Annotated in this window: 22 protein-coding genes; 11 read left to right on the plus strand and 11 right to left on the minus strand. The window is 36.9% G+C overall.

Going from position 1 to position 25,446, the window contains the following annotated elements; genetic code table 11:
• Positions 1 to 66: 66 nt before the first annotated feature.
• Positions 67 to 1,251, minus strand: coding sequence for an MFS transporter (locus LF886_RS13295; protein WP_103235077.1), 1,185 nt, complete (start codon positions 1,249 to 1,251; stop codon positions 67 to 69).
• 257 nt (positions 1,252 to 1,508) lie between these two features.
• Here LF886_RS13295 and LF886_RS13300 point away from each other — a divergent pair, with 257 nt between their 5' ends.
• Complete coding sequence (locus tag LF886_RS13300; RefSeq protein ID WP_236850018.1) at positions 1,509 to 2,240, plus strand: MBL fold metallo-hydrolase; 732 nt, start codon at positions 1,509 to 1,511, stop codon at positions 2,238 to 2,240.
• A gap of 15 nt (positions 2,241 to 2,255) precedes the next feature.
• Here LF886_RS13300 and LF886_RS13305 read toward each other — a convergent pair whose 3' ends face one another.
• The 5 genes from LF886_RS13305 to LF886_RS13325 form a co-directional block, all read right to left on the minus strand.
• Complete coding sequence (locus tag LF886_RS13305; RefSeq protein ID WP_124531405.1) at positions 2,256 to 2,597, minus strand: helix-turn-helix transcriptional regulator; 342 nt, start codon at positions 2,595 to 2,597, stop codon at positions 2,256 to 2,258.
• A 563-nt stretch (positions 2,598 to 3,160) separates the two neighbouring features.
• Positions 3,161 to 5,299 (minus strand): DEAD/DEAH box helicase, encoded by a 2,139-nt coding sequence (locus LF886_RS13310; RefSeq protein WP_236850019.1) that lies wholly within the window; start codon positions 5,297 to 5,299, stop codon positions 3,161 to 3,163.
• Entirely contained in the window at positions 5,296 to 6,612 is a 1,317-nt protein-coding gene (locus tag LF886_RS13315; protein ID WP_236850020.1) for an ATP-binding protein, read from the minus strand. Before LF886_RS13315 ends, LF886_RS13310 begins: the two co-directional genes overlap by 4 nt.
• On the minus strand, positions 6,605 to 8,077 hold the full coding sequence (locus tag LF886_RS13320; protein WP_236850021.1) for a tellurite resistance TerB C-terminal domain-containing protein: 1,473 nt from the start codon (positions 8,075 to 8,077) through the stop codon (positions 6,605 to 6,607). Before LF886_RS13320 ends, LF886_RS13315 begins: the two co-directional genes overlap by 8 nt.
• Positions 8,078 to 8,307: 230 nt before the next feature.
• Positions 8,308 to 8,934, minus strand: a complete 627-nt coding sequence (locus LF886_RS13325) for a CatA-like O-acetyltransferase (protein ID WP_236850022.1) — start codon at positions 8,932 to 8,934, stop codon at positions 8,308 to 8,310.
• A gap of 222 nt (positions 8,935 to 9,156) precedes the next feature.
• Between LF886_RS13325 and LF886_RS13330 the strand changes: the two genes are divergently transcribed.
• The 4 genes from LF886_RS13330 to LF886_RS13345 all read left to right on the plus strand — a co-directional run bounded on the left by LF886_RS13330 (position 9,157) and on the right by LF886_RS13345 (position 12,250).
• On the plus strand, positions 9,157 to 10,005 hold the full coding sequence (locus tag LF886_RS13330; RefSeq protein ID WP_236850023.1) for an NAD(P)-dependent oxidoreductase: 849 nt from the start codon (positions 9,157 to 9,159) through the stop codon (positions 10,003 to 10,005).
• 2 nt (positions 10,006 to 10,007) lie between these two features.
• A complete protein-coding gene (locus tag LF886_RS13335) occupies positions 10,008 to 10,463 on the plus strand; it encodes a PPC domain-containing DNA-binding protein (RefSeq protein WP_185151259.1) in 456 nt (151 codons plus the stop codon).
• 48 nt (positions 10,464 to 10,511) lie between these two features.
• A complete protein-coding gene (locus LF886_RS13340) occupies positions 10,512 to 11,096 on the plus strand; it encodes a Crp/Fnr family transcriptional regulator (RefSeq protein WP_236850024.1) in 585 nt (194 codons plus the stop codon).
• Positions 11,097 to 11,182: 86 nt separating this feature from the next.
• Positions 11,183 to 12,250, plus strand: a complete 1,068-nt coding sequence (locus LF886_RS13345; protein ID WP_236850025.1) for an SDR family oxidoreductase — start codon at positions 11,183 to 11,185, stop codon at positions 12,248 to 12,250.
• Between the two features lie 259 nt (positions 12,251 to 12,509).
• On the opposite strand, the gene LF886_RS13350 is transcribed toward LF886_RS13345, so the two are convergent.
• From LF886_RS13350 to LF886_RS13360, 3 genes are read right to left on the minus strand one after another with little or no spacing between them, the layout of a single operon-like run.
• Positions 12,510 to 13,295: a helix-turn-helix domain-containing protein gene (locus LF886_RS13350; protein ID WP_236850026.1), complete on the minus strand. Its 786-nt coding sequence runs from the start codon at positions 13,293 to 13,295 to the stop codon at positions 12,510 to 12,512.
• 18 nt (positions 13,296 to 13,313) lie between these two features.
• A complete protein-coding gene (locus LF886_RS13355; RefSeq protein WP_236850027.1) occupies positions 13,314 to 13,715 on the minus strand; it encodes a GlcG/HbpS family heme-binding protein in 402 nt (133 codons plus the stop codon).
• 5 nt (positions 13,716 to 13,720) lie between these two features.
• Positions 13,721 to 14,509 (minus strand): SDR family oxidoreductase, encoded by a 789-nt coding sequence (locus LF886_RS13360; protein ID WP_236850028.1) that lies wholly within the window; start codon positions 14,507 to 14,509, stop codon positions 13,721 to 13,723.
• A gap of 200 nt (positions 14,510 to 14,709) precedes the next feature.
• Between LF886_RS13360 and LF886_RS13365 the strand changes: the two genes are divergently transcribed.
• The 6 genes from LF886_RS13365 to pdeM all read left to right on the plus strand — a co-directional run bounded on the left by LF886_RS13365 (position 14,710) and on the right by pdeM (position 22,887).
• Positions 14,710 to 16,158, plus strand: coding sequence for a S41 family peptidase (locus tag LF886_RS13365; RefSeq protein WP_236850029.1), 1,449 nt, complete (start codon positions 14,710 to 14,712; stop codon positions 16,156 to 16,158).
• A gap of 230 nt (positions 16,159 to 16,388) precedes the next feature.
• A complete protein-coding gene (locus tag LF886_RS13370; protein WP_236850030.1) occupies positions 16,389 to 17,411 on the plus strand; it encodes a ligase-associated DNA damage response exonuclease in 1,023 nt (340 codons plus the stop codon).
• Positions 17,408 to 18,988 carry an ATP-dependent DNA ligase gene (locus tag LF886_RS13375; protein ID WP_236850031.1) on the plus strand — a complete coding sequence of 527 codons (1,581 nt, stop codon included), beginning with the start codon at positions 17,408 to 17,410 and terminating at the stop codon, positions 18,986 to 18,988. Before LF886_RS13370 ends, LF886_RS13375 begins: the two co-directional genes overlap by 4 nt.
• A 50-nt stretch (positions 18,989 to 19,038) precedes the next feature.
• Positions 19,039 to 21,441, plus strand: coding sequence for a ligase-associated DNA damage response DEXH box helicase (locus LF886_RS13380; RefSeq protein ID WP_410685633.1), 2,403 nt, complete (start codon positions 19,039 to 19,041; stop codon positions 21,439 to 21,441).
• Positions 21,442 to 21,590: 149 nt separating this feature from the next.
• On the plus strand, positions 21,591 to 22,193 hold the full coding sequence (locus LF886_RS13385; protein WP_202980630.1) for a 2,3-bisphosphoglycerate-dependent phosphoglycerate mutase: 603 nt from the start codon (positions 21,591 to 21,593) through the stop codon (positions 22,191 to 22,193).
• A gap of 49 nt (positions 22,194 to 22,242) precedes the next feature.
• Positions 22,243 to 22,887, plus strand: coding sequence for a ligase-associated DNA damage response endonuclease PdeM (gene pdeM / locus LF886_RS13390; RefSeq protein ID WP_236850033.1), 645 nt, complete (start codon positions 22,243 to 22,245; stop codon positions 22,885 to 22,887).
• A 4-nt stretch (positions 22,888 to 22,891) separates the two neighbouring features.
• Here the strand turns inward: pdeM and LF886_RS13395 are convergent, their stop codons facing one another.
• Positions 22,892 to 23,740, minus strand: coding sequence for a GLPGLI family protein (locus LF886_RS13395; protein ID WP_236850034.1), 849 nt, complete (start codon positions 23,738 to 23,740; stop codon positions 22,892 to 22,894).
• Positions 23,741 to 24,204: 464 nt separating this feature from the next.
• Positions 24,205 to 25,422: an MFS transporter gene (locus LF886_RS13400; protein ID WP_236850035.1), complete on the minus strand. Its 1,218-nt coding sequence runs from the start codon at positions 25,420 to 25,422 to the stop codon at positions 24,205 to 24,207.
• Positions 25,423 to 25,446: the final 24 nt, after the last annotated feature.

Here is a 25,446-nt window from a genome sequence, read left to right on the forward strand (position 1 = left end):
CGGGGATTTTATCGCTGATAAAATCCCGAAACTTAAAAGAATCAGAAATGTAAAACAAATTCTGATTTATGCTTTATTGACTCTTTTACAAAATAATATATGTGCGATCAGAGCCAATACACCAAATACAGTTCCCACAAGGCATACACCACTCCATTGAGCTTTTTGCCATGCAATAGAAGCTAGCCAGGTTCCCAATGATCCGCCAATGAAATAGGAAACCATATACACCGTATTCAACCTGTTCACAGCATTCGATTTAATCAGAAAATAATTGGTCTGGTTCATAATATGGCTCGATTGTACTCCCAGATCAACAAGAATAACTCCTACAATCAGTCCCCAATAGGTTTCTCCTGCAAAATAGGTAAAGCCCCAGCTTCCTATGACAATCAGTAAAGAATACAATATAATTCGGTTAATATCCAGATACTTTTGAAGTTTTCCCACCTTTGCCGCTGCTAAAGCGCCTACCGCTCCTGCCAGCCCAAAGCTTCCTACAACGGAAGATCCCGCATTGAAAGGCGGTTTTTCCATATGGAAAACCAATGTTGTAAACAAAGCACACATAGACCCGAATGCCATTGCTCCACGAAATGATGCCAGCTGAAGAATAGGTTGTGTTCTGGCAAGATGGGCAACAGAACGCATCAGTTCTTTGTAACTCCCTTTAAAATTAGGTGACAGCTCAGGAAGCATTTTATATACAGCCAGCCACACCAGAATCATCAGCCCTGCTGCAATACCAAACATCGCTCTCCATCCCCATACTTCTCCTACAATTCCCCCTACAAAACGGGAAAGAAGAATTCCCAGTAACAATCCGGACATCACCAATCCGATATTGGATGATTTTTCTTTATCTGAAGAAAGTTCTGCTGCAATAGGAACAAAAAGCTGTGGAATAACCGAGGTAGCTCCAATCAATAAACTGGCTGCATACAACATCCATAACTCAGTGGCAAAAGTCATCCATAAGAGCGATCCGAAAACAAGAAACAGGTCTATTAAAATTAATCTCTTTCTAAAAAACTTATCTCCTAATGGAACAATCAGCAACAGTCCCAATGCATATCCTATCTGAGTAAGCACCGATATTTTGCTGGCAGCACTTTCAGAAACCTTAAAATCTTCCGAAATAAGCGCCAACAAGGGCTGGTTATAATAATTGTTGGCCACTACAAGCCCTGAAATAATAGCCATCAGCCAGATGACAGTCCGGGAAATACCTTGGGAAGAATTCTCCTGCATTATGTTACAATTTTATTTGAATCAATAGAAAGTGATCTGACATTTGATCATCATGTAGACTGTCAGATTTTTGAGACCTCAAAGATAATCATTAAAAAAAGAAAATTTCGGTACCCTGACTTTACATTTTTATGAATGATACAGGATTTTTTGATAAATACAATAGTCTCAGCATACTGCTGTATGATTGTTTTTATTGATGATATATATCGATGAAAAACCTTTTGAATATTAGAAATATTAAGGAAATTTGCATCATGAAAATCATTCCGCTCAAAGAAGGCAATTTTTCGGCTAGTAAATCCAAAGACTTCACTCTTTTAACAGAAGAAAATTTTGATAAAATTGGAGGAATCAAAATGTCTGTTCAGCCGTTTCTTATCATTACAGAAAATGATTATATCCTTCTGGATGCAGGGATTGGCTGGAAAAATGAGTCCGGAAAAACGATGGTCTCAGAAATTCTGGAAAGGGAAAATATCCATCCTGAACAAATCACAAAACTATTGTTATCTCACCTTCATAAAGATCATATTGAAGGAGCTGTGAAGCTTACAGAGAGTGGTTTTGAAGCAACTTTTCCGAATGCACAGATTTATATCCAGAAACGAGAGCTGGATTTTGCGATGGAAAAGAAAGGCAATCCTTCTTTTGATTTTGATATGCTGGAAAAACTGACTCAGCTTCCCAATATTATCTGGATGAATGAAGATAAAGGACAAATCACGGATGAAATTTCCTATGAAGTGGTGGGCGGACATACTCCTTTTATGCAGGTTTTCTGGATCAGAGAAAATGAAGAAACTGTTTTTTACGGGGCCGATGATCTTCCCCAGGCTTCTTATCTAAAATATCACTTAGCGTATAAAAGTGATTTCGATGGCAGAAAAGCCATGGAATTACGACTTCAATGGGAAAAAGAAGCCAGAGAAAACAATTGGAAAATTCTTCTTTATCACGATCTGGATAAAGCAATTCTGGACTTTTAAATCAGAAAAAATGGTTTAAATTTCATTAAACCATTTGTAGATATCAAATTCAGAAGCGATGTTGAGTTTTTTTCTGATTCTGTTTTTCCTGTTTTGTATAGCTTTTGGGGTAACAAAGATGCAGGTTGCAATTTCTTTTGTTGTCATATTCAGCTTTAGGTAAATACAAAAGATCAGTTCAGAATTTTTAAGACTGGGCTGTATAGCAGATAATTTTTTAAAAAAATCGGGATATACCAATCTGAATTTATTCAGTAAACGAGGCGAATTGGCTTTGGCTAATGCCACTATTTCGTCCTGTACACGAATTTTCTGGTCCAAATCCTCCAAGTTAGTTTCAGGTTTTCTATTTTTCATAATACTTTTTCATCTCTACTTATTTTAGATGCAGTATATTTTGTGCATCAGGATAAAGTCTTTTTCTACAATCAATCTGTTTCCTGATAATTTAATATCAAAACAAAATGATTTCTATATATTCATAAATGCAATATAACTTAATGATTTACAACACTTATTTATTTTTAATAAATGGCGAATGTAGAAAATCACATGTATGAATTTCGTTTTAATTTTATATAGACAAAGAAAGAAAAAATGATTAAAATTTTGTTAAAACTGTATACCACATAGATACCACGTTACGCCCTAAACAAAATATCATAACGGCTTTTATCAGCCTGTTTCCAATTATCCGCTTTGCTATTTTAATTATTGTAAATGTAAAGGCTTCCTAGGTTTACTTTTTATGATCTCGATCAATGTTTTGGGCTTAATAGAAACATATTTGTGACCAATGAATAGAAATGGATAAGTAAGAATAGTAAAACAGACAAAAAAGGATTTTTTAAAAGACAAAAGAGGCAGTCTCAAAAACCAAATTATTTGGCTTTTGAGATAGCTTCTTTCCAATATCATTATTAATTGTTTTCTATAAGTTTCAAATCTTTGAGGTAAGCATTACAGCCTTCAAAATCAAAATACTTTTCCTTCAAAACTTTTACCTGATAGTTTACAGGAAGATACTTTCCCCACTTAGAAAAGTCGATGATTTGGGGACTGTTTTCTAATAAATCGTTCAGAATTTCATCTATATTCTGACCGATATCTGAACGGGCTAAGGCTGTTTTTAACTCTTCTGCGGTATGATCTTCTATTTCAAAGGAGCTGTCTTTATCATCCAGTGTAGTTTCTATCTTCAACCCATCCAATAGTAATTTTAAGGTTCGGTTGATTTTTGAACTTGTAAAAGAATAGAAAGTCAGTTTTTCGTTATGATCCAATAATGGTCTTTCTTTTCTGAAATCATTGATGGTAAACGAAGAAAATTCATTTCGCAGAAGAAGAATGATTTGCTGGGCAGCCTCGTCCAGAAAGTCGTATTGCTCTTTTGACATAAGAATCTCAAGCATCTTTTCCCTGATCTGATAAGCAGTATCTGCAGCATCTCCAGAAAACTTAGGCTTTTTTCCATCTTTGGCAGGAAGCACTTCTATTTTTTTCGTTTGATAATCAATATCCTTTATGCTCCATATCTTAGCAGAGAGATAAATATTTTCATTCTCTCTTATCTGTGGTGATAGAGGCAATTCTCCAATTTTCACTCCACCGCTCGAAACTTTAAAGAATACAGGGGTATCAAAAAGGCTGTAAAAATCTTTATTGTTTACCACTTCCTCTCCTTCCATTCCAATGATCAGTTCATGGCCCAATTTTTCAAAAAAATCAATACTTATGAGATACCTGATTACGTCTTCTGTCTCTTCAGGACTGATATTTGAAAATGTTGAATTTCCAGCAATTTCATCCAGAAGCTGAGTCGTAGAAATCCCTGAAGATCCCTTCACAATAGACAAAAGCTGATGAACCAATACATCATAAGGTTTTTTGTTTACAGAGACAGGTTCTATGTATTGTTCCTGATAGAGCATCCAGCAGGCTAAAGACTGCAATAAACTCCAAGGTTCTGTAGCATAGAGAAACAGATTGCTGGCTTTCCCCTCTCTTCTTCCACTTCTTCCTACTCTTTGAATTAAAGAAGCAATACTGTGAGTAGCATCAATCTGTACCACATCATCTACATTCCCAATATCAATTCCAAGTTCCAGCGTTGAAGTACAGGAAATACAGAAGTTCTGTAACGTTGAATTTTTAGCAAAAAACTCAACATATTCACGGACTTCCTTGTCTACAGAAGAGTGATGTGAAAAATAATTCTTGTGACCGCCTACTTTTTCTGAAATCTGCTTTAGTTTTACTGCTACTTCTTCCACTCTTCCGCGGGCATTCGGAAATATTAAGACTTTACGATCTCTGGTCCTTATGTACAGGTCTTTTAATAAGGGTAATGGCAGTTCTTCAACAGAGCCTGCAAAATATTTAAATAAGACATTAATTGGCTTGGGAGTGGTGTCCCTGATAACTTTTGTACGGTCCGTATCTCCAAGAAATTCTTTCAGTTCAATGTATTGATTCGCATCACTTACGGTAGCCGAAAGTCCTACAATACTGAATTTTTTGATGTTGATCTTTTGAAGGCGGTTCAGCAAGGACTGCAGATGAGCTCCCCTGTCGGAGCCTAAAAAAGAATGAATTTCATCAATAACAACGTATTCCAGAGTAGAAAACAGATGGCGTAGATTATAAGGCTTATTCACAAACATGGCTTCCAGAGATTCCGGAGTGATGAGAACAATACCTTCCGGACTTTTCAGAAGGCGGTCTTTGGCACCTTTAGAAGCTTCGCCATGCCATTTCGTAACAGAAACGTCCAGATATTCACAAAGACTTTCCACCCGAAGAAACTGGTCGTTGATCAAAGCAATCAAAGGTGAAATATAGAGAACTTTTACACCCGGTTCTTTAAAATTAACCTTGGATAAAATAGGCAGAAAAGCAGCCTCAGTTTTCCCTGAAGCTGTTCTGGATATTAAAATATAATTGTTGCCTGTAGAAATAATCCTTTGGATAGAAGCTTCCTGAATAGGTCTCAGGCTCTCCCATTTTTTATCCCGGATATATTTTCTGATGGGCTCGGAAAGCAGATTGAAGGCTGTCATAGTTCTTCAATACTGTCTAACAGAATAAGATCACTCGGCCTTTCGTCTGCAATTTCAATTTCCCCGAAAAGCCTTCTTTTATCCACTTCCGGATTTTGTCTGATGATATTAAGGATATTCAGAAAGTCTCTGATCACTTCTCTTGGGGTCAGGAATTCTGCGGCACCAGGTTTGTTGAAAATTTCTTCCATAAAAGCAGAAATTTCTTCATCTGTAATATTCAGTTCTGTTTTATAATTAAAATCAAAGATGAGCTTCAATTTTTTGAGCAGCACAAAAATCTCATTATGATTCAGAGGCATCAGTTTGATCACAGGCTGTGCAAAATCACGAAGCTCAGAAGTTTCAAATTTATTGGATTCTAGTCTCGTTTTCAAAGCCTGATAGCTGAAAAGTCCTCTCCTTTCATTTTCCAGGAATTCTTTTGTCCCGGCAAAATTGATGAAAAGATTGGCCACTTTCCCTTGGAAGCAGTCATTATAAATAGATAAGATTTTTTCATAGTTTTTATCACGGGTAGCCGTAACAGAGATCTTATACAGATTGATGGCTTCATCCAGATTGATCATAAAACCGCTGTAGCCCATGCTTACAAAAAGCTTACAGAAGTTTTTAAGCATGTCATAATAATTAGAGTCATTGATAATCTCCCTGATTCCGAGGTCTTGTCTGGCTTCCGTTTTCGTGCTGTATTCGCCTTTCAGCCACTTTAAAGCATTTCTGCGCAATAGTTCATCTCCTTTGATATAGCCTTCATAGTATTTTATAATAGCAGACCCGAAATCAAAACCGCCAACTTCTGTAATCTCGTTTACCGTTTTCATAATAGAATTCTGAATCAGACTGAGATACTGATCATTTCGGATGTCCATCAGAGAAATATGATTTTCCTCTGCAGTTTTTACAATCACCTGCTCAATCCATTTTTCAAGTAAAGTCTGCAAAGCTCCGCCCTCCGGCTTCGTCTGGATCGCAATATTATCCATAATAGCAGAATATAGGATCACACTTTTCCCGTCATTGGAATAAAGCCTGTTATCCGGTGTAAAATCTGCATTGGCGACCACAAATTTCTGTTTTAAAGCCACAGTATTCAAAAGATGGAGCATAAAAGACTTTCCGCTTCCGAAATCTCCAATCCAGAATTTTACAAGACTGAGACCGTTTTTGACGTCTTCCAGAGAACTGATAAAAGCATGTATTTCTTCAGATCTTCCTACCGTAATATGTTGTACTCCTATTTTCGGAACGACTCCGCTTACCAGTGAATTGATAATGGAAGTCGCTTCTTTAGGTTTAATATTGTCAATCATTGTTTAAAAGTTTTTGGTAATAATTTGTGTTAATAATAAAATATTCATCTTCTTCCTCGATGAGAATATCATCAAGGGTCTCAAAACAGCATTCATTAATAGAATCTATGGTAGAGCCCATAAACAGGCCTTTTGCTTTGATAAAATCCTGAAGATCTTCCTGAAGTATATTGAAGCTGTGTTTTTCAAATAAGTCAAGGATATCCTTTTGAATATCTGTTAAATGAAGCTCTTCATTATATTTAGAAGTTTGAAGTTCCGTAACCTGCTGTGCCATAGTTATCGTTAACACTTTCGTATCTGCTGTTTCTGCCATTTTTAAAGAGGTAACTTCTTCTTCACTTTCGTCATTCAGAATCTGTCCTAAAATAGTTGCCGTTTCGGAATGCTGTGCCTGAATATTTTTGATGGCTTCATGATCAATCATGATTCTCTTTCTTTTGGGAAGATAAAGCTGATTGGCTTTTTCAAGGGCTAGCTTAAGGTTTCTGCCGGCAATAAATTCATTCAGGATATTTTCAAAATCAGAAAGCAGTTCTTCTGTTGGAAACAGATTCTTCTGGATATTTTTGGGGAAATCTCTTTTGTCAAATTTGGGAGAGTTCAGATCCTTTTCCAGATAATGGATATAAAGTCTTAATGTAGAGTTTTTATCATGTTCCGATACAAATTTTGAAGCTTCAAAAAACAGAGCATCCACAGACGGATTTTTAACATTGACCTCAGAAAGTCTGAAAATTTCCCTTTCAAATGCCAATGGATTGGAATAATCATCCCTGATCAGATCAAATTTTGTCTTCCAGCGGTTGGTATTATTCTCATTGAGGATAATATTGGTTTTGTAATCGGCATCAAGTATCTGATGGTGGTTTTCTGCCAGGAAAATATCAAGCTTTGAAACAATCTTTTTATTGTACTGGTGAAGAATATCCGGATCATTATAATTAAAATCAGTATTGATTTTCCTTTTAATACCATACACTTCACGGACCGTATTTTCACATAATTTCAAAATATGATTGAAAATTTCTGTTTGTACAGACTGATAGGTGTAATTGTAATTCAGGCTGTCTTTTTTATAGTTATACCGGAGGCAGACAATGATCTGCGAAAGCTCATCAATGACCGTCGGATAGGATTTGTTAACGGGAATACATTTCTGGTAAAGGTATTCAATAGACCTCAAGAATTGCTTTATGATCTGTATTTTACAATAGTCAATCTCATTGAAAATATTTCCGGCAAAAGACATTCTATCCAGCATGGCTGCCTGGTCTTCAGTAAGACTGAGTTTTCTGCTGTATTTTTTTCCTATTTTCCAGGAATCCGGATCATAAGATCTGTTCTGGTCCTCGGGAGAGTTCCCGGAAGCAGATTCAGTCCCAAAATCAATTGGGCTGTCCGATTGTCCGGAAACATCAATAATAAAAGAATCTGTATCGGATGAAAATTGATCGTTCGGCATAATATCATCAGGATTAATACAATTGAGTTATTGGTTAATTAGTTCTTTTGATCGTAAAATCAATTTTCTAATATAGTAATATATTGACTCAAATGTATTGAAGATTTGAAAATATTCTTTACGGTTTCCCGTAATGAAAGAACGAGAATTTGTAAGAGTAAATCTGTCAATAAGCTTACTTACTTTTATTCACTCTTACCCCTCCAATCCTCAAGCGCCACAACGATCTGCTATTGATCAAGTTGTTTTTGAAACTCTTCCAGATAGTGTGCTAGGTGAAGCCCGTCGGCCAGTCCATGATGCGCTTCAATAGAAACCGGAAGGTATTTTCTCCCCTCACGGATATTAAATCTTCCAAAAGCAATTTTAGGGATCGATTCTGTTGTATTAAAGTCTGTAGGATGCAGGATTGCACTGAACGAGTTCCATGGAATCGTGGTATGTCTTACATGATCTTTCCCTAATCTTTCATTCCTTATCCTCAATCCTGAAGTCTCATGTACCCCTTTTATTTCTTCCTGCAAAGCAACATTAAACGTTTCAAAATCTTCTGAAAAACGGGTAAACGAAAATCCGAAAGTTCCATCCGGTCTTCCGATTGTACTGCCGGCATGTAAAGTATCAAACTGTACAACCTGTCCATCTACAATTCTGAGTTTTAATTCGTCCACAGTATTGATCGCTACCATCGATTTGTGAAAATAATAGGCAAAAAATGAATACCCTTTTTCTTTAGCTGTATCATACGCTTTTGTACAGTCTACTTCTGTAGTAAATCCAAAATATGGGCTTGCCATACCGGAAAAAAATTCAAAATGCTCCTTTCTGTTCCATTTTTCAAGGTCTACGATCTTCATTGATTTTTATTTTGATGCAAATTTCTGAAAGTTTCTCCAGTTTTAAAAGTTTCTCATAGAAAATATAATTAAAACTTAACGTTATAAAGTTCCTATTTGGTAGATATTTTGCTTAAAAATAGAGGTATTTTGAAATCTCATTCATTATATCTGATACTAAATTCCTTCTTATTGAGGATATTTACACTCTAAAAGACTTAATTCATCATAAAAAAGAAAAATATGGCAATAGAAAAAATCGGATTCATCGGATTAGGAAATATGGGACATCCTATGGCCAAAAATCTTGAAAAAGCGGGCTTTCCACTTTCCGTTTACAACAGATCATCTGAAAAAGCCAAAGATTTTGAAGAAAAATCTACAGTCTGCACCCAAATTAAAGACCTGGTAGAAAACAGCGATATTATATTCACAATGCTCACCAATGATACTGCCGTGAAAGCAGTTTATGAGGAGATTCTGGCTTTGAGTATTCAAGGAAAGCTCTTTATAGATATGAGTACCATTTCTCCCGAAGCTTCCACAGAAACAGCCACATCTTTGAAGATAAAAGAAGCCTCTTTTATTGATGCTCCTGTAGCAGGAAGTACGGCACCCGCACAGGAAGGAACATTGATCATTATGGCTGGTGGCGTAGAAGAAAGCATACAGCGTGCTATGCCCTATCTGCTGAAGATGGGAAAATCTGTGAAACATTTGGGTGACAATGGAAAAGGAATTGCCGGGAAACTGTCTATCAATTATTTCTTAGCGACCATTTATCAGGGATTGGCAGAAACCGTTTTACTGGCCGGAAAATTAGGAATTGAACGATCAGACATGCTCGAAATAATCAATGAAAGTGCTAGTGGAAGCGGTGCTACCAAGGTAAAAACACCCATGCTGACTGCAGATCAGTATGCCCCGGCATTTGCGCTTGATCTTATGCTGAAAGATATTCTTCTTGCTAAAAATGCAGGAGCTGATTTTCCTCTGTCTGAAACCCTGATTCAAACTTATCAAAATGCTCATGATAAAGGCTTCGGGCAGGATGATGTCATAGGAATTATTAATTATTTAAAACAAAGCTAAATATGGAGATCATCAATTGTAAAGGAAACCATTGGTCTGCAAGAAAGGCAGGTCAAATCTATGTGGTAAGTCTCGACAATCATTCCAATATAGTGGAAACTTTAACGGATTTTATTCAGAATCAAAATATTCAGGCTGGAGAAGTGACAGGAATTGGTGCTGTAAGTGAAGCAACACTCCGTTTCTTTAATCCGGCAACCAAAAAGTATGTTGATAAAACTTTTAAAGAACAGATGGAAGTCACCAATATTTCCGGAAATATCTCTGAAATAGAGGGCAAACTTATGCCTCATCTTCACATTACGTTGGGGAGAGAAGATTACACCGCTTTGGCAGGGCATCTTTTGGAAGCAAAAATTCAGGGAGCTGCAGAATTTATTTTTTATCCATTAGATACCAGAATCGTAAAAATTAAAAACGAAGAAATAGGAATCAATCTTTATGATTTTGAAAAATAAGATTCAGTTTGCTGTTGAAAGTAGTATTTTTGATGAAATATTTATTTAATGTTTGAGGTCCTTCTTTCCCATATTGAGAATAAGGTTGATATTACAGAAGAGCAAAAAAGTCAGCTACAATCTTTTTTTACTCTTAAAAAGCTTCGTAAAAAACAATATCTGCTTCAGGAAGGAGATATCTGCAAATCTTTGTCTTTTGTAAGCAAAGGCCTTCTAAAATCTTATTTTCTGGATGAAAAAGGAAATGAGAATATCAATATGTTTGCCTTTGAAGGCTGGTGGATCTCGGACTTCAACAGCTTTATCAATCATGAAAAATCAGTCCTAAATATTGATGCTATAGAAGAAACCGAAGTGCTGATGATCACTTTGGAAGATTATGAAAAAATGATGATGGAAATTCCTGTGATGGACCGTTATTTCAGAATTTTATATCAAAACAGCCTCGTTACGAAAGATTACAGACTTATTGTTTCCAACAGCTACACGGCTGAAGAAAAATATCTTCAACTCACTCAGAAGAATCCTGAAATGATCAAAAGAGTCCCGCACAATCTTATTGCTTCTTATCTTGGCCTTGCTCCGGAAACCGTGAGCAGGATCCGTAAAAAGAATTCCCTGAATAACACTTGATCCAGATCAACCCAAACGCATGATCCACATCAAGGATAAAACCCTGATTCCGTCCATAATTTTGTACAAGAAATTTTACAATACTTATGGAAAATATTGCATTGGTAGTAGGCGCTACCGGAATTACAGGAAGTAACCTTGCCGAAGAATTGATCGCACAAGGCTGGACAACCTATGGCTTATCCAGAAACCCCAACACTAATACCCCTGGTCTTCGTCCTGTAAAGGCAGATCTTTTGGATGAACAAAGCCTTACTGAAGCACTGGAAGGGATCTCTCCTACTCATATTTACTTTACGACATGGATGCGTAATGATACTGAAGAAGAAAATATCCGTGTCAACAGCACGCTGGTAAGAAATTTATTAAATGTTTTATCTCCTAAAAAATCAGTGAAGCATGTGGCTCTGGTTACAGGACTTAAACATTATTTAGGACCATTTGAGGCTTATGCTAAAGAAGGTATTTTACCTGAAACGCCCGTAAGAGAAGAGCATCCAAGACTTCCGCTTCCCAATTTCTATTACGCACAGGAAGACGAAGTGTACAAAGCTTCCGAAAGAGATGGCTTCACATGGAGCATTCACAGACCTCACACCGTTGTTGGATATGCCATTGGAAACCTGATGAATATCGCAACCACATTGGCCGTATACGCTAGCATCTGTAAGGAAACCGGAAGAAAATTCATCTGGCCGGGATCAGAAGCACAATGGAACGGAGTTTCGGATGTAACGGATGCCAGAATATTGGCTGCACAATTGGCTTGGGCTTCTACTACAGAATCCGCAAAGCATCAGGCATTCAATATCACGAATGGAGACGTTTTCCGATGGAAATGGCTTTGGAAAAGGCTGGCAGACTGGTTCGATGTAGAAGCGGAAGGCTTCAATGGTACTATAAGACCTCTTGAAAAAGAACTGGAAAATGATCACGAAATCTGGACAGCCATTGCAGAAAAACATAACCTTAAAGAAAGCAATCTTGGTCGTCTGTCTTCAGCATGGCATACAGATCTGGATCTGGGAAGACCTTTGGAAGTGATGTGTGATATGTCTAAAAGCAGAAAATTGGGCTTCACAGCATACATCAGTACAGAAGATTCTTTTATAGATGTTTTTGAAAGACTTAGATCAGAAAATATGATCCCTTAATAAATGTAGGAAAACGCAAAGACGTAGGAAAATCATAAATGATTAATAGATTCTCGCAGATCTTAGAGATTACGCAGATGTTGTGGTTAATCAACAAGCATTTTGAAATATTCAGTGTTAAATTTTATCGGAGGTAAAATCCTTGTGACTTACAATCATCACATTGTAAAACCTTTCTTTCGTCTTTGCGTTTTTCCAACAGTTAAATTATAGTATAATTTGTGTTTTTTTATGGTTAAAAGCTATACCTCCGTAGTCGTTACGCCAAATTTTTTTTGAAAGAAGAATAAAAATGGGATAAATTCTCAAAACCCAGATCAAGATAAATATCTGAAGGCTTTTTATCCCTGTTTTTAATTAAATAATAGGCTTCTTTCAATCTTTTTTCTTTCAGCCATTGCTTGGGTGTCATCTCAAATGTTTTGTTAAAATCCCTCTTAAAACCTGATAGACTCCGACCTGTAAGCCGTGCAAAAGCATCTACCGATACATTGAACATAAAATTCTTATTCATAAACTCCTTAAGATCAATTTTATAAGGTTCGGAAAAATCAAAAAGGAGATTTTTAAGATCAGGATTACTCAGCAAAAGGAGTTCGATGGCTTCTTTCACCTTTAAAACCGCTAATTTGGGAGGAATTTCCTGTGTTTTATTGACGTAAGGAATAAGAGAAGCAAAATAGCTTTCAAAAAAATCATTGGGTTCAAAAAACAACCGCTGATTTCCTGGAAAATTATTATTTACAGCGATTTTGTTTTCAGTGGCATACTGTCTCAGTGTTTCATCATCCAATGTGATGGAGATAAACTGATACTTTTCATGAGCTGAAGGATATTTAATCGTTCTGATCAGTTGATTTTTCCTGACCAGGACCACTGTATTTTCTTTGATCACCGTTTTACCCTGTTCATGAAAAGCATGAGTTTCCCCGGATATCTGAAATCCAAGAAAATGGTCCGGAATAAACTCCTCATGGCCTCTATAAGATTCAAAAGCACATGAATAAACCAGTTTGTCGAATATGATTTCAGAAGTGTTTTCCATAGTACAAATATCTGAAATTTAAGCAATAACCTGAGCGCCTGCCCCGGCAATTTCTTTATCCTGCTCGGGAGTTCCACCTGATGAACCTATAGCACCAATGATCTTACCTTCTGCATTCTTAAGGACAACACCGCCTGCAATAGTCAGAAGTCCGTCATTGGAATTCAGCATTCCATAACCATGAATACCGGTTTCTGAGATGATTCCTCCCATCAGATCACTGTTTACTCCGAACATCACTGCTGTTTTTGCTTTTTTAATGGCAAAATCAATCACTCCGTAGACACTGTCCAGTCTTGCCAAAGCAACAAGATGTCCTCCAGCGTCTACCACGGCAATACTCACAGGAATATTCATAGACAATGCCTTTTCTTTGGCTGCATGTAAGGCTTTTTCGGCAACATTATAATTCAACTCCATGATATTTAGCTTTTTGAGGTCCATGCATCTGCCTGAAGCTGTTTTACAAAATCTTCAGTTTCTTTTGGATGTACATTTCTGAAATGACTGTCATCATCTAAAGCTACATTCACAATCACATCTGCCATAGACTGTGGATCAAGCTGGTGGGCTAAAGATTCTGCCGCTCCGTCAAAAGCGGATTCCGGAGTGAAGTTAATTTTCGGATCATACCAATGGAAAATAGAATCTACTCCCCTGTCATTAAATCCTGTTCCAAATACACCTGGGTTGCAGGTTGCAATTTTGATATTAAACGGAGCAAGTTCTGTTCTCAATCCTTCAGCGATAGATTCCAATGCATGCTTTGAAGCGCAATAAGCAGCCACATACGGAACCGTCCATAAACCTCCCATTGATGAAGTAAAAACAATTTTACCCTTCTTTTTTTCAACAAACTTTTTGATAAAACCCTGGGCAAGGTTCAATGCACCAAACACATTCACATCAAACATAGAACGGATAATATCGACAGGCTGCTCAGCAATCGGACCACCTTCCATGATTCCGGCATTACTGATTAAAATATCTATTTCATACTTTTTTAAGATATAATCAATATCTCTTTGGCTGGTTACATCCAGTTTATCCACCGTAAGGTCAACATTCTGTTCTTTAGCTTCACGGATTAAATCACTCATCTGAGGATAGACCTGCGCAGTAGCAATTACTGTATGCCCTTTTCTAGCAAGATCAAAAGCAGCAATCTTTCCGAATCCGCTTGCTGCACCTGTAATTAAAATTGTTTTACTCATTGTATTCTTTTTTTATGATAGTACAAATTTCAAAGATTTCAAGAAGGTCGATATTGGCTGAACGTTCATTTTTATATTGCTGAAAAGTTCAGATAATCGATTAACAAGAGTTTTATTTTAATTAAATATCCTTTTCAATCATAAAAAAATAGAATTATCATTAAATTTGTAACCCTTACAATAAAACTAAAAACCAACGTATGCTTAAAATCAAAGCACTTCTTTTCATTTTTATATCCTCTTCTTCTTTTAGCTTTGCCCAAAACTGTAATTGTGAAAGCAATTATCAATGGGTTAAAAAAACATTCGAGGAAAATGATGCCGGATTTCAATATGTGATCGATAAAAAAGGACTCCCAGCTTATCAGGCCCATAACAATGACTTTCTGAATAAAATCAAAAATGTAAAATCGGATACTGAATGTACTCAGACTATTTATGAATGGCTTAAGTTTTTCCGCTCCGGCCATCTTTCCATTTCAAGAATTGAAAAGAATAATCAGCAGGCTCAACCTGCAGCTGATGAAAATCTGAAAACAGAAATGGTAAAAGTAGATCTTGAAAAGTTTAAAAAAGAAGCGACATCCAAGAAAGACTCTGATATTGAGGGGATTTGGGAAACCCAGCCCTATACAATAGGAATTAAAAAATTTGGAGATATCTATAAAGGTTTTATTATCAAATCGGGAGCTGAAAACTGGAAACCCTATGAATTAAAATTGACTCTTAATGCTGATAAAACAAAAGGAACGTATTATGTAAGAAACAAATCCGGCCAGGAAATAACCAACATACGATTTATAGGGAAAAATTACCTTGAAATCAATGATTTTACCTTGAAAAGAATCTCTCCAACATTTGAAAAAGAAGAAGGAATTGAGACTTACTTTGAAGCTGCAATGGCAGAAAAACCTTTTTTGAAAGAGATTAACAAAAGTACTCTACTCTTAAGAATTCCGTCCTTCAAGGGTCCCTTTAAAAAAGATATAGACAGCGTTATTACAGCCAATCAGGCGAAAATTGAAAGTACGGAAAACCTTATTATCGATATTAGAAATAACGGTGGCGGAAGTGATAATAGTTTTGCCAAAATTATCCCATACCTCTATACAAATCCTATCAGAAGCATCAGAACACAGTTTTATTCTACAAAACTGAATAACCAAAGAATGCTGGATTTCTATGAAAACTACCAAAAATATGGGATATCTGCAGATTCCAGAGATTATCTAAAAAAGTCTTATGATAAACTAAGCCAGAATCTCGGCCAATTTGTAAGCCTGCAGGAAGACGGAAGTATGGTAGAGATCAAAAAAATGGATAAAATCCTGCCTTACCCAAAGAATGTAGGAATTATCATCAACAACGGAAACGGCAGTACTGCAGAAGAGTTCTTACTGGCAGCCAAACAAAGCAAGAAAGTGAAGCTTTTTGGAACAACCACTGCAGGTGTTTTGGATATCTCCAATATGTATTTCGTTACTTCCCCTTGCAACGAATTTAAACTGGGCTATTCCCTATCCAAAAGTTTCCGTATTCCGGATATGGCCATTGACGGAAAAGGAATTCAACCGGACTATTTCATCGACAAAACAATTCCTGATTATCAATGGATTGATTTTGTAAATGATGTCCTGAATGAAAAATAATATAAAGAAGCTGTTTCGAATAGAAGCAGCTTTTTTTTATGCTTTAAAATCCTCTTGTAATCCTTCCTTTCATTACTTAAATGCTATAGGATATCAATAGAAATGGGCTTTAGCCCATTTAATTTTTAAAATATTCCATCGGCTTTAGCCAAAACCTAAGATAAAAAATAAACAGTTTGTTGTAAATTGGTTAAGTTTTTGAAGCTTATTCCACAAAACCTGTCACACCATTGAAATTAATCACATTTACAAAAAAAGGAATTTACTGTCCACAGGGGAAATTTTATATAGATCCCTGGAGGCCTGTAGATCTGGCGGTTATTACCCATGGTCACGCTGATCATGCCCGCTGGGGAATGAAAAAATACCTTTGCCACCATTTCACGAAACCTATTCTCCATCAAAGAATAGGCATGGATATCGAATGCCAGAGTCTGGAATATGGAGAAATTGTGACCATCAATGGAGTAAAACTTTCGCTTCATCCTGCCGGACATATTATTGGTTCCGCACAGATCAGACTTGAATATAAAGGATATGTGACCGTCATTTCGGGGGATTATAAGGTTCAGGATGACGGCCTGAGTACTCCTTTCGAGCTGGTAAAATGCAATGAATTTGTTACGGAAAGTACTTTTGGACTGCCTATTTACAACTGGCTTGAAGTTCCGGATTTAAACAAAAAGCTTCAGAATTGGGTACTGAAGAATAAGGAAAATAATAAAACATCTGTATTCATCGGGTATTCTTTAGGAAAGGCCCAGCGTATCATGAAGGCGGTAGAAGGCCTGGGGAAAATATACGTACACTATTCCATCGGAAAACTGAATGAAGCCTTTGAAACAGTAGGAATCAATCTTCCGGACTATACCATTGCAGATTTTAGGGAGCGTCCCAAAGAGGTGGAACATGAAATTGTAATTGTTCCCCCGGCTTTATTAGACAGTAATATCATCAAAAAAATTCCTGATCCGGCTACCGCAATATGTTCCGGCTGGATGCAGGTTCGCGGTGCAAGAAGATGGCGCAGTGCAGATGCAGGCTTTGCAATGAGTGACCATGCAGATTGGAAAGGATTATTGCAGACTGTAAAAGCCACAGAAGCAGAACTTGTACATGTAACGCACGGACAGACAGAAGTCTTTTCAAAATACCTGAATGAAATAGGAATCAAGGCAGATGTTGTGGAAACCCTATTTGGTGAAGATGATGATGAATCTGAAAAAGAAACCATTGAAAATCCGGAATCATGAGACATTTTGCAGACCTTATCAACGCGTTGGAAACCACCAATAAGACCAATGCTAAAATTGATGCCATCATTGATTATCTGGAACGTGCTCCGGATGAAGATAAAGTATGGTTTATTGCTCTGTTTACCGGGAAAAGACCCAAAAGAAACGTCAATACCAATTATATGAAAGAATGGGCTTTGGAAATTACCAGGCTCCCTTTCTGGCTGTTTCAGGAGTCTTATTCTTCTGTAGGAGATCTTGGAGAAACACTATCATTGATTCTTCCTCCTCCACAGGAAAAAATAGAACGCACCTTATCAGAATGGATGAATGATATTGTTGGTTTGAAAGGTAAAACAGATTCAGAAAAGAAAGAATTTGTCTTAAACTCATGGAATGGTTTAGATTACACTGAACGTTTGATTTTCAATAAATTAATTGGCGGAAGTTTCCGTATCGGAGTCTCAGATAAAACATTAATCAATGCACTGACAAAATTTTCCGGCCAGGAATCGAGTGCACTGATGCATAGTTTAATGGGAAAATGGCTGCCTGATGAGGTCTCATTCAAAGAACTTATTGATGCTGAGAATGTAAATCCTGACAATTCAAAACCTTATCCCTTCTGTCTTGCTTATCCTTTGGAAAAAGTAACTGCAGAACTGGGAAATCCTGATGAATGGCTGGTAGAATACAAATGGGACGGAATACGGGGACAGATCATCCGGAGAAACGACGAAGTTTTCATCTGGTCAAGAGGTGAAGAACTCGTCACAGAACAATTTCCAGAAATCACAGAAGTCGTAAAAGCGATGAAAGGCAACTTTGTCATAGATGGAGAAATACTTGCGGTAAAAGACAGTAAGGTTTTAAATTTTAATGAATTACAAAAAAGATTAAACAGGAAAACTTTAACTAAAAAAATGTTATCGGAAATTCCGATAGAAGTCTTTGCCTATGACTTGCTGGAACTTGAAGATCATGATCTGAGAGAAAAACCCATCTCTGCAAGAAGAGCCCTGCTTGAAGAATTATTATTAAATGAAAATCCCCAAAATATAAGTCTTTCCAACAGTCTGGATTTTGAAAAATGGGAAGAACTGGATTCGCTTCGTGAAAATTCAAGAGCTGTAAACAGTGAAGGTTTGATGCTTAAACAAAAAAACTCTCCCTATCATTCCGGCCGGAAAAAAGGTGACTGGTGGAAGTGGAAAATCAATCCGTTTACCATTGATGCAGTCCTTATTTATGCCCAGAAAGGAAGCGGCAGACGAAGTGCTTATTATACCGATTATACTTTTGCCGTGAAAAACGGAGATGCTTTGGTGACCATAGCCAAAGCGTATTCCGGATTGACGGATAAAGAAATCATGGAAGTGAGCCGGTTTGTTACCAAAAATGCAATTGAGAAATTTGGACCTGTGAGAACGGTAAAAGCAGAACTCGTCTTTGAAATTGCTTTTGAAGGCATTGGTTTCAGCAACCGTCACAAAAGTGGTGTTGCGCTCCGTTTTCCAAGAATTGTAAGATGGCGGAAAGATAAAACCGTAGATGAAATTGACAACCTTGAAGAAATCAAAAAATTAATACAATAAAATTGGCAGCTTTTGAACATACCGACGGATTGAAGATCATTCAGCAATGGATGACCGATAAAGGTATTGCTCCTTTTAAATTTCAACTGGAAACCTGGAAGAAATTTGGAAATGGTTACAGCGGAATGGTGGTGGCTCCTACCGGTTTCGGAAAAACTTTTTCTGTATTTTTAGCATTGGTTTCAGATTTCCTGAATCACCCTGAACAATACAAAAAAGGGCTGAAAATGATTTGGATTACCCCATTGCGGTCTTTATCCAAAGATATTGCGAAAGCCATGCAGGAAGCGATTGATGAAATTGGACTTGATTGGGTCGTAGGCGTAAGAAACGGAGATACCGATCCGAAAGTACGACAGCAGCAGATAAAGAAAATGCCTGAAATTCTCGTTGTCACGCCCGAAAGTCTTCATCTGCTTCTGGCTCAGAAAAATAATGAAACGTTTTTCAGGGATATGAAATGTGTTGCTGTGGACGAATGGCATGAATTATTAGGTTCAAAGCGCGGTGTCATGGTAGAACTGGGGATTTCCCAGCTTAGAAAATATGTTCCCAAGATAAAAATATGGGGTATTACCGCGACCATTGGAAACCTTGATGAAGCCATGGACGTTCTTATTCCTTATGATATAAAAAAGACAAAAATTACAGCCAAAGAACACAAAAAGATAGATATTATTCCTGTTTTTCCGAACGAAATTGAAATATTACCGTGGGCAGGACATCTTGGAAACAAGCTTGCCGATAAAGTAGTCCCGATTATTCTGGAGTCAAAATCTACGATTGTTTTTACCAATACCAGGAGCCAGAGTGAAATGTGGTATCAGCTTCTGTTGGATGCTTATCCTGATTTTGCAGGTCAGATTGCTATCCATCACAGTTCCATTGATGCCCATTTGAGAATCTGGATTGAAGAAAATTTAAGTTCCGGCAAGTTAAAAGCTGTGGTTTCTACCTCATCTCTTGATCTAGGAATTGATTTTAAACCTGTTGATACCGTTATTCAAATAGGGTCTGCAAAAGGAGTCGCACGATTTCTGCAAAGAGCAGGCCGTAGCGGGCACTCCCCTTTTGAAACTTCCAGAATTTATTGTGTTCCAACCCATTCTCTGGAGCTGATTGAAGTTTCAGCTTTAAAAGAAGCCGTAAAACAGAAAGTTGTTGAGCCCAGAGAACCACAGGTATTATGTTTCGATGTGCTGGTTCAGTTTCTGATGACATTGGCTGTGGGTGATGGTTTTTATCCTGATGAACTGTATGAAAGAATCAAAAAAGTATATGCCTTTCAGGAAATCCTGGATGAAGAATGGAAAGGTATCCTGGAATTTCTTACCATTGGCGGAAGTGTTCTGAAAAGCTATGAAGAATTCCATAAGATCGTCATTATGGAAGACGGACTTTACAAAGTAACTTCAAGAAAAATTGCCATGCTTCACCGGATGAATATGGGTGTGATTGTAAGTGATGCCATGCTGAAAGTGAAATTTATTTCTGGAGGATATATCGGAATGATTGAAGAATATTTTATTTCAAAACTGAAAAAAGAGGAAAAATTCATTCTGGCAGGCCGTACCCTGGAAGTTGCTATGATCAAAGATATGACGGTTTATGTAAGAGCAGCAAAAGGAAGAGCTTTGGTGCCAAGTTATCTAGGAGGAAGACTACCTTTAAGTTCCAATCTGGGTCATTTTTTAAGAGAAAAACTTGCACATGCTTTAAATCCCAAAGCTTCGGAAAAAGAACTTAAATTTCTGCATCCTCTGCTCGCCAATCAGGAAGAAAATTCCCATATCCCAACAGAAAATGAATTTCTGGTGGAAATGATCAAAAACCGTGAAGGATATCATGTCTTTATGTATCCGTTTGAAGGGCGTCTCGTACATGAAGTGATGGCAGCTCTGATAGCCTATCGTATTTCCAAACTGGCGCCTATTTCCTTTTCTATGGCGATGAATGATTACGGATTTGAGCTGTTCAGTGATAAAGAAATTCCTTTGAATGAAGATAATCTGCAGCAGATTTTAAGCCGAGAAAACCTTATGAATGATGTGATTGCCAGTATCAATTCTGCTGAAATGGCGAGAAGAAAATTCAGGGATATTGCCGTGATTTCAGGAATGGTTATTCAAAACTATGCAGGACAGCAGCGCTCCAACAAATCTTTACAAAGTTCTGCCGGACTTATTTTTAAAGTTCTGGAAGACCACGACTCTAATCATTTTTTAGTAAAACAAGCTTATACGGAAGTCTTTAATATGCAGCTTCAGGAACAACGGCTTGTAGAAGCTTTTAAAAGGATTGAAAAGTCTGAAATTATTTTAAAACATTCCCGTTCTTTTACTCCGCTCAGCTTCCCGATCAAAGTAGACAGTTTGAGGCAGACCCTTTCTAGTGAAGGGCTGGATGCAAGAATTAAAAGAATGTTGAAATTATCCAATATAAGCGATGTCTGATGAATCTATCAATGCTTTTTTCAATGAATTTACCTGTCATTTTAATCTTATTCTTAGCCTAATATTCTAAGTTAATTTTCTTGATAAATTTAAATAATCATCGTACCTTAGAGTATACCTTCTTAGAAGTATAAAATAAAATTTAAATAATGGAAAAGTTGTTCTTAGTCCGTCACGGACAGTCACTCTGGAATCTTGAAAACAGATTTACAGGCTGGAAGGATATCGATATAACAGAAGCTGGTATTGAAGAAGCAAAAAAAGCAGGCCTTTCTTTACAAGGAGAAAAAATAGATATAGCTTTCACTTCTGCACTCATCAGAGCACAGCATACTCTCTCTATCATTCTGAATGAAATAGGAAATCCCAATATTCCGGTCGTTATGGATAAAGCATTAAACGAACGTTCTTACGGAAATCTTGAAGGATTAAACAAAGCAGAAACCGCATTGAAATACGGTGATGAACAGGTTCATACCTGGCGCAGATCTTATGATGTGGTTCCTCCCGGAGGAGAAAGCCTTAAAGATACCTACAACAGAGTGATTCCCTATTTTGAAAGTCAGATAAGACCGCTATTAAAGCAGGGAGAAAATGTATTGATCGTTGCTCATGGAAATAGCCTGCGTGCTTTGATTATGTATCTGGAACACCTTTCTCCTGAGGAAATTTTAGAAAGAGAAATTGCGACCGGCATTCCTCTGACTTATGTTTTTGATGAAAAATTTCATGTAAGCCGGAAGGTTAGCTGATGCAATTAATATAGTTCAATAAGTCTATTCAAATTTTCAATTATAAAACGTGTTTATAGCAACCAAAAGCATTTCCATCCAAAACGAAACTTTCATTCTGACCAATCAGCGTGCGGCATTCTGGGAAAGAGAAAAAGCATTGATCCTTTCTGATCTTCACATCGGAAAAACTGCTCATTTCCGTAAAAATGGTATTGCATTAGCGAATCATATTATGAAAAGCGACCTGGAAAGATTATCAGCACTGATTGAATATTTTCAGCCTGAAAAATTCATTGTGGTTGGAGATCTGCTTCATGCCGGAGACAATTCTGATGTGGATGAATTCTGTACATGGAAAAATCAATATCCTAATATACAGTTTTATCTTATTGAAGGAAATCATGACCGGATTTCAAAAGCTCTGGAGAAAAAACTATGTTTTAATAACAAAACTGAGTGTCTTGAAATAGAAGGCATTACCTTTATTCACGATTTTGATTCCGAAAGATCCGGATTCCAGATTACCGGGCATATTCATCCAGGAATTGTCCTGAATTCTGCTGTTAAAAATATAAGACTTCCCTGCTTTGCACTCAGTGACAATCAGTTATTACTCCCGGCCTTCAGTGAATTCACAGGATTGGATACTAAAAACCTGCCTAAGAAAAGTACATTTTTTGTATTTACCGATGCGGATATTTATGAAATTTAATAACCTAAGGTGTTAATTCGAGTGGATTTTGATATTTGCTGTTTTCTTCCCTTGTTTTTTCTCTCTTTTTTAACATTTCCTGTCCTTTTACGATAGTGGTTCCATAGCTTGCAAGTACGGCAGCTGTATTCGCTTCATTATTTCTTTGTGCTTGTTTCAATTTAGATTGTGTTGTTTCTACAGCCCCGGTATATCTGCTTTTCTTAATATTGATTAATCTTCCTTTTAATTGAGAATCAGATACAGATTTTACCAGCTCAAAATCAAAATCTTCCTTATCATCCGTTATTTTCACAATCAAACCGGGTAATCCACTGAATTTCATAGGGCCATACGGAAACGGAATTTCGGGGGCATACCATGCTATCCAGTTTCTTCCTTTAAAGGTAACTTCTGCTTTTTTGCAATGTATGGTATTGATTACTTTAGTTTCATTCACAAGTTTCCAGTTCTTTATGACCGGCTCTTTATAGGTGAGTAATGCCATGAAAACTGAATCAAAATATTGTATATTTTCATTGGTTTGTACAATGGTAAAGTTAAAATCTGTTTTTGGAATCGTTACTCCTTTTTTCCAACCAAGACTTATACTTCCATCAGAATTATGGGTAGTTGTTCCTGAGTTTGTCATTACAGAATCGCCTTTCAGTGATACAATACTTGCAAAAAATGCACGATTATCCCCTATTTGTAATAAGAAAAAGTCTTCAGATTTGTTATCATTTCGTATATCAAATTTAGCTTTTAACTGATAAGTAAACTCACCACGCAAAGTATCTTGTTTGGATTGAGCATAAGATAAAACACTATATAATAAAATGAATAATTGAAGTAGTTTTGGAGAATAATGCATAAAGGATATTTTATTATAAAATTGTTTTTACAATCTGTTTCAGTTCTGGATTAGTCTTTAAATTTTTTATCATTGTGTAATTTTGATGACCAGGAGATAAATATATACAATTAACTGAGACATAAAGAGCATTTTTTATTATGTTAAACACTTTTAAATCAAACAAAATAAGCTATACCTGTTTAAATAATGAAAAGAATTCTTAAAGAATAACCATATGATTTTTATATATGCAGATTACCTGTCATAAGCAGAAAAACTTCAATTGCGAACTTTTTACAAAAAAATAAAGGCAGATCAAAACCTGCCTTTATAAAACCATCTACTTCATCATCACCGTATTGGTTCCTCTTCATTTATATACCTCTAACATTCTGGTTCTTTTTTAACTATGAAACACATCCATGTCAAGGTTTTAAACCTTGACATGGATTGATAAGTCAGGTAAAACTATTAGTGAAATCTTATTTTTTGTTGCTTAAGCTGATACTATACATGGTAATCAATACCGTAACGACCAGGAATAAAGCTCCAATCCATGGTGTACTCACCAGTCCCAAAGATGAGGTTACAATCATTCCTCCGGCATAAGATCCTATCGCAATACCAATATTGAATGCTGCAATATTGATCCCTGAAGCAACATCCTCAGTACCGGGAAGTTCTTTTTCTGCAATCTGTACCACCAATAGCTGAAGTCCAGGAACCGAAGCAAATGATAAGGCTCCTAAAAAGAAAAGGGTAATGATACTTAAAACCGGACTGCTTACTGTAAAATAAAATGCTAATAAAACCAATCCCTGTGCTGCAAACATCCATAGAAGAGCTTTCAAAGGATTTTTATTGGCCACCTTTCCACCAATCAGATTTCCCAATGCAATGGCAACTCCATAGATCAACAGGATAAACGTAACGGTAGATTCCTGAAATCCTGTGATTTTCTGTAAGATAGGTGACAGATAAGTAAAAACTACAAATGTTCCTCCATATCCCGTTGCGGTCATCAAAAAGGCAAAAATAAGACGTTTATTTCCCAGAACTTTAAACTGGCTTTTTAAAGAAGCGGACTTCCCGTTTTTCAGATTATTGGGAACCAGTAATAAGCTGGCTACCAACCCTATGATTCCAAGAATTGAAACGCCTATGAAGGTCGCTCTCCATCCGAAATGCTGCCCGATAAAAGTCCCCAGCGGAACTCCTGTTACAATGGCCAGTGTAAGTCCTGCAAACATAATAGAAATAGCGGTTGCCCTTTTTTCTTCAGGAACCAGTGATGCTGCAATGGTAGAACCAATGGAAAAATAAACCCCATGGGCAAAGCCTGTTAATATTCTTGCCAAAACAAGTGTTACAAAGCCTGGAGCAATAGATGCCAATCCATTCCCGATAACAAACAGCAGCATAATGGAAACCAAAAGCATTTTACGGGGAATCTTCCCTGTTAAAGCCGTTAAAATTGGAGCTCCGATAGCCACTCCTATCGCATAAAGACTCACCAGCAATCCTGCTGAAGGAATCGTGATTCCAAGATCAGAAGCTACTGTTGGAAGCAGCCCTACAATCACAAATTCTGTAGTTCCTATCGCGAAAGCACTTATTGTGAGTGCCCATAAAGCTGCAGGAAGACCCTTTTTTACAGTCTGTGATGCAGTATTGGTCTGTATTTCTTTTTGAAAATTCATTGTCTTGTATTTTGTTGATATTGA

Origin of the sequence: Chryseobacterium sp. MEBOG07, from assembly GCF_021869745.1 — a bacterium.
In the GTDB taxonomy this organism is placed as follows: Bacteria; Bacteroidota; Bacteroidia; order Flavobacteriales; family Weeksellaceae; genus Chryseobacterium; species Chryseobacterium viscerum.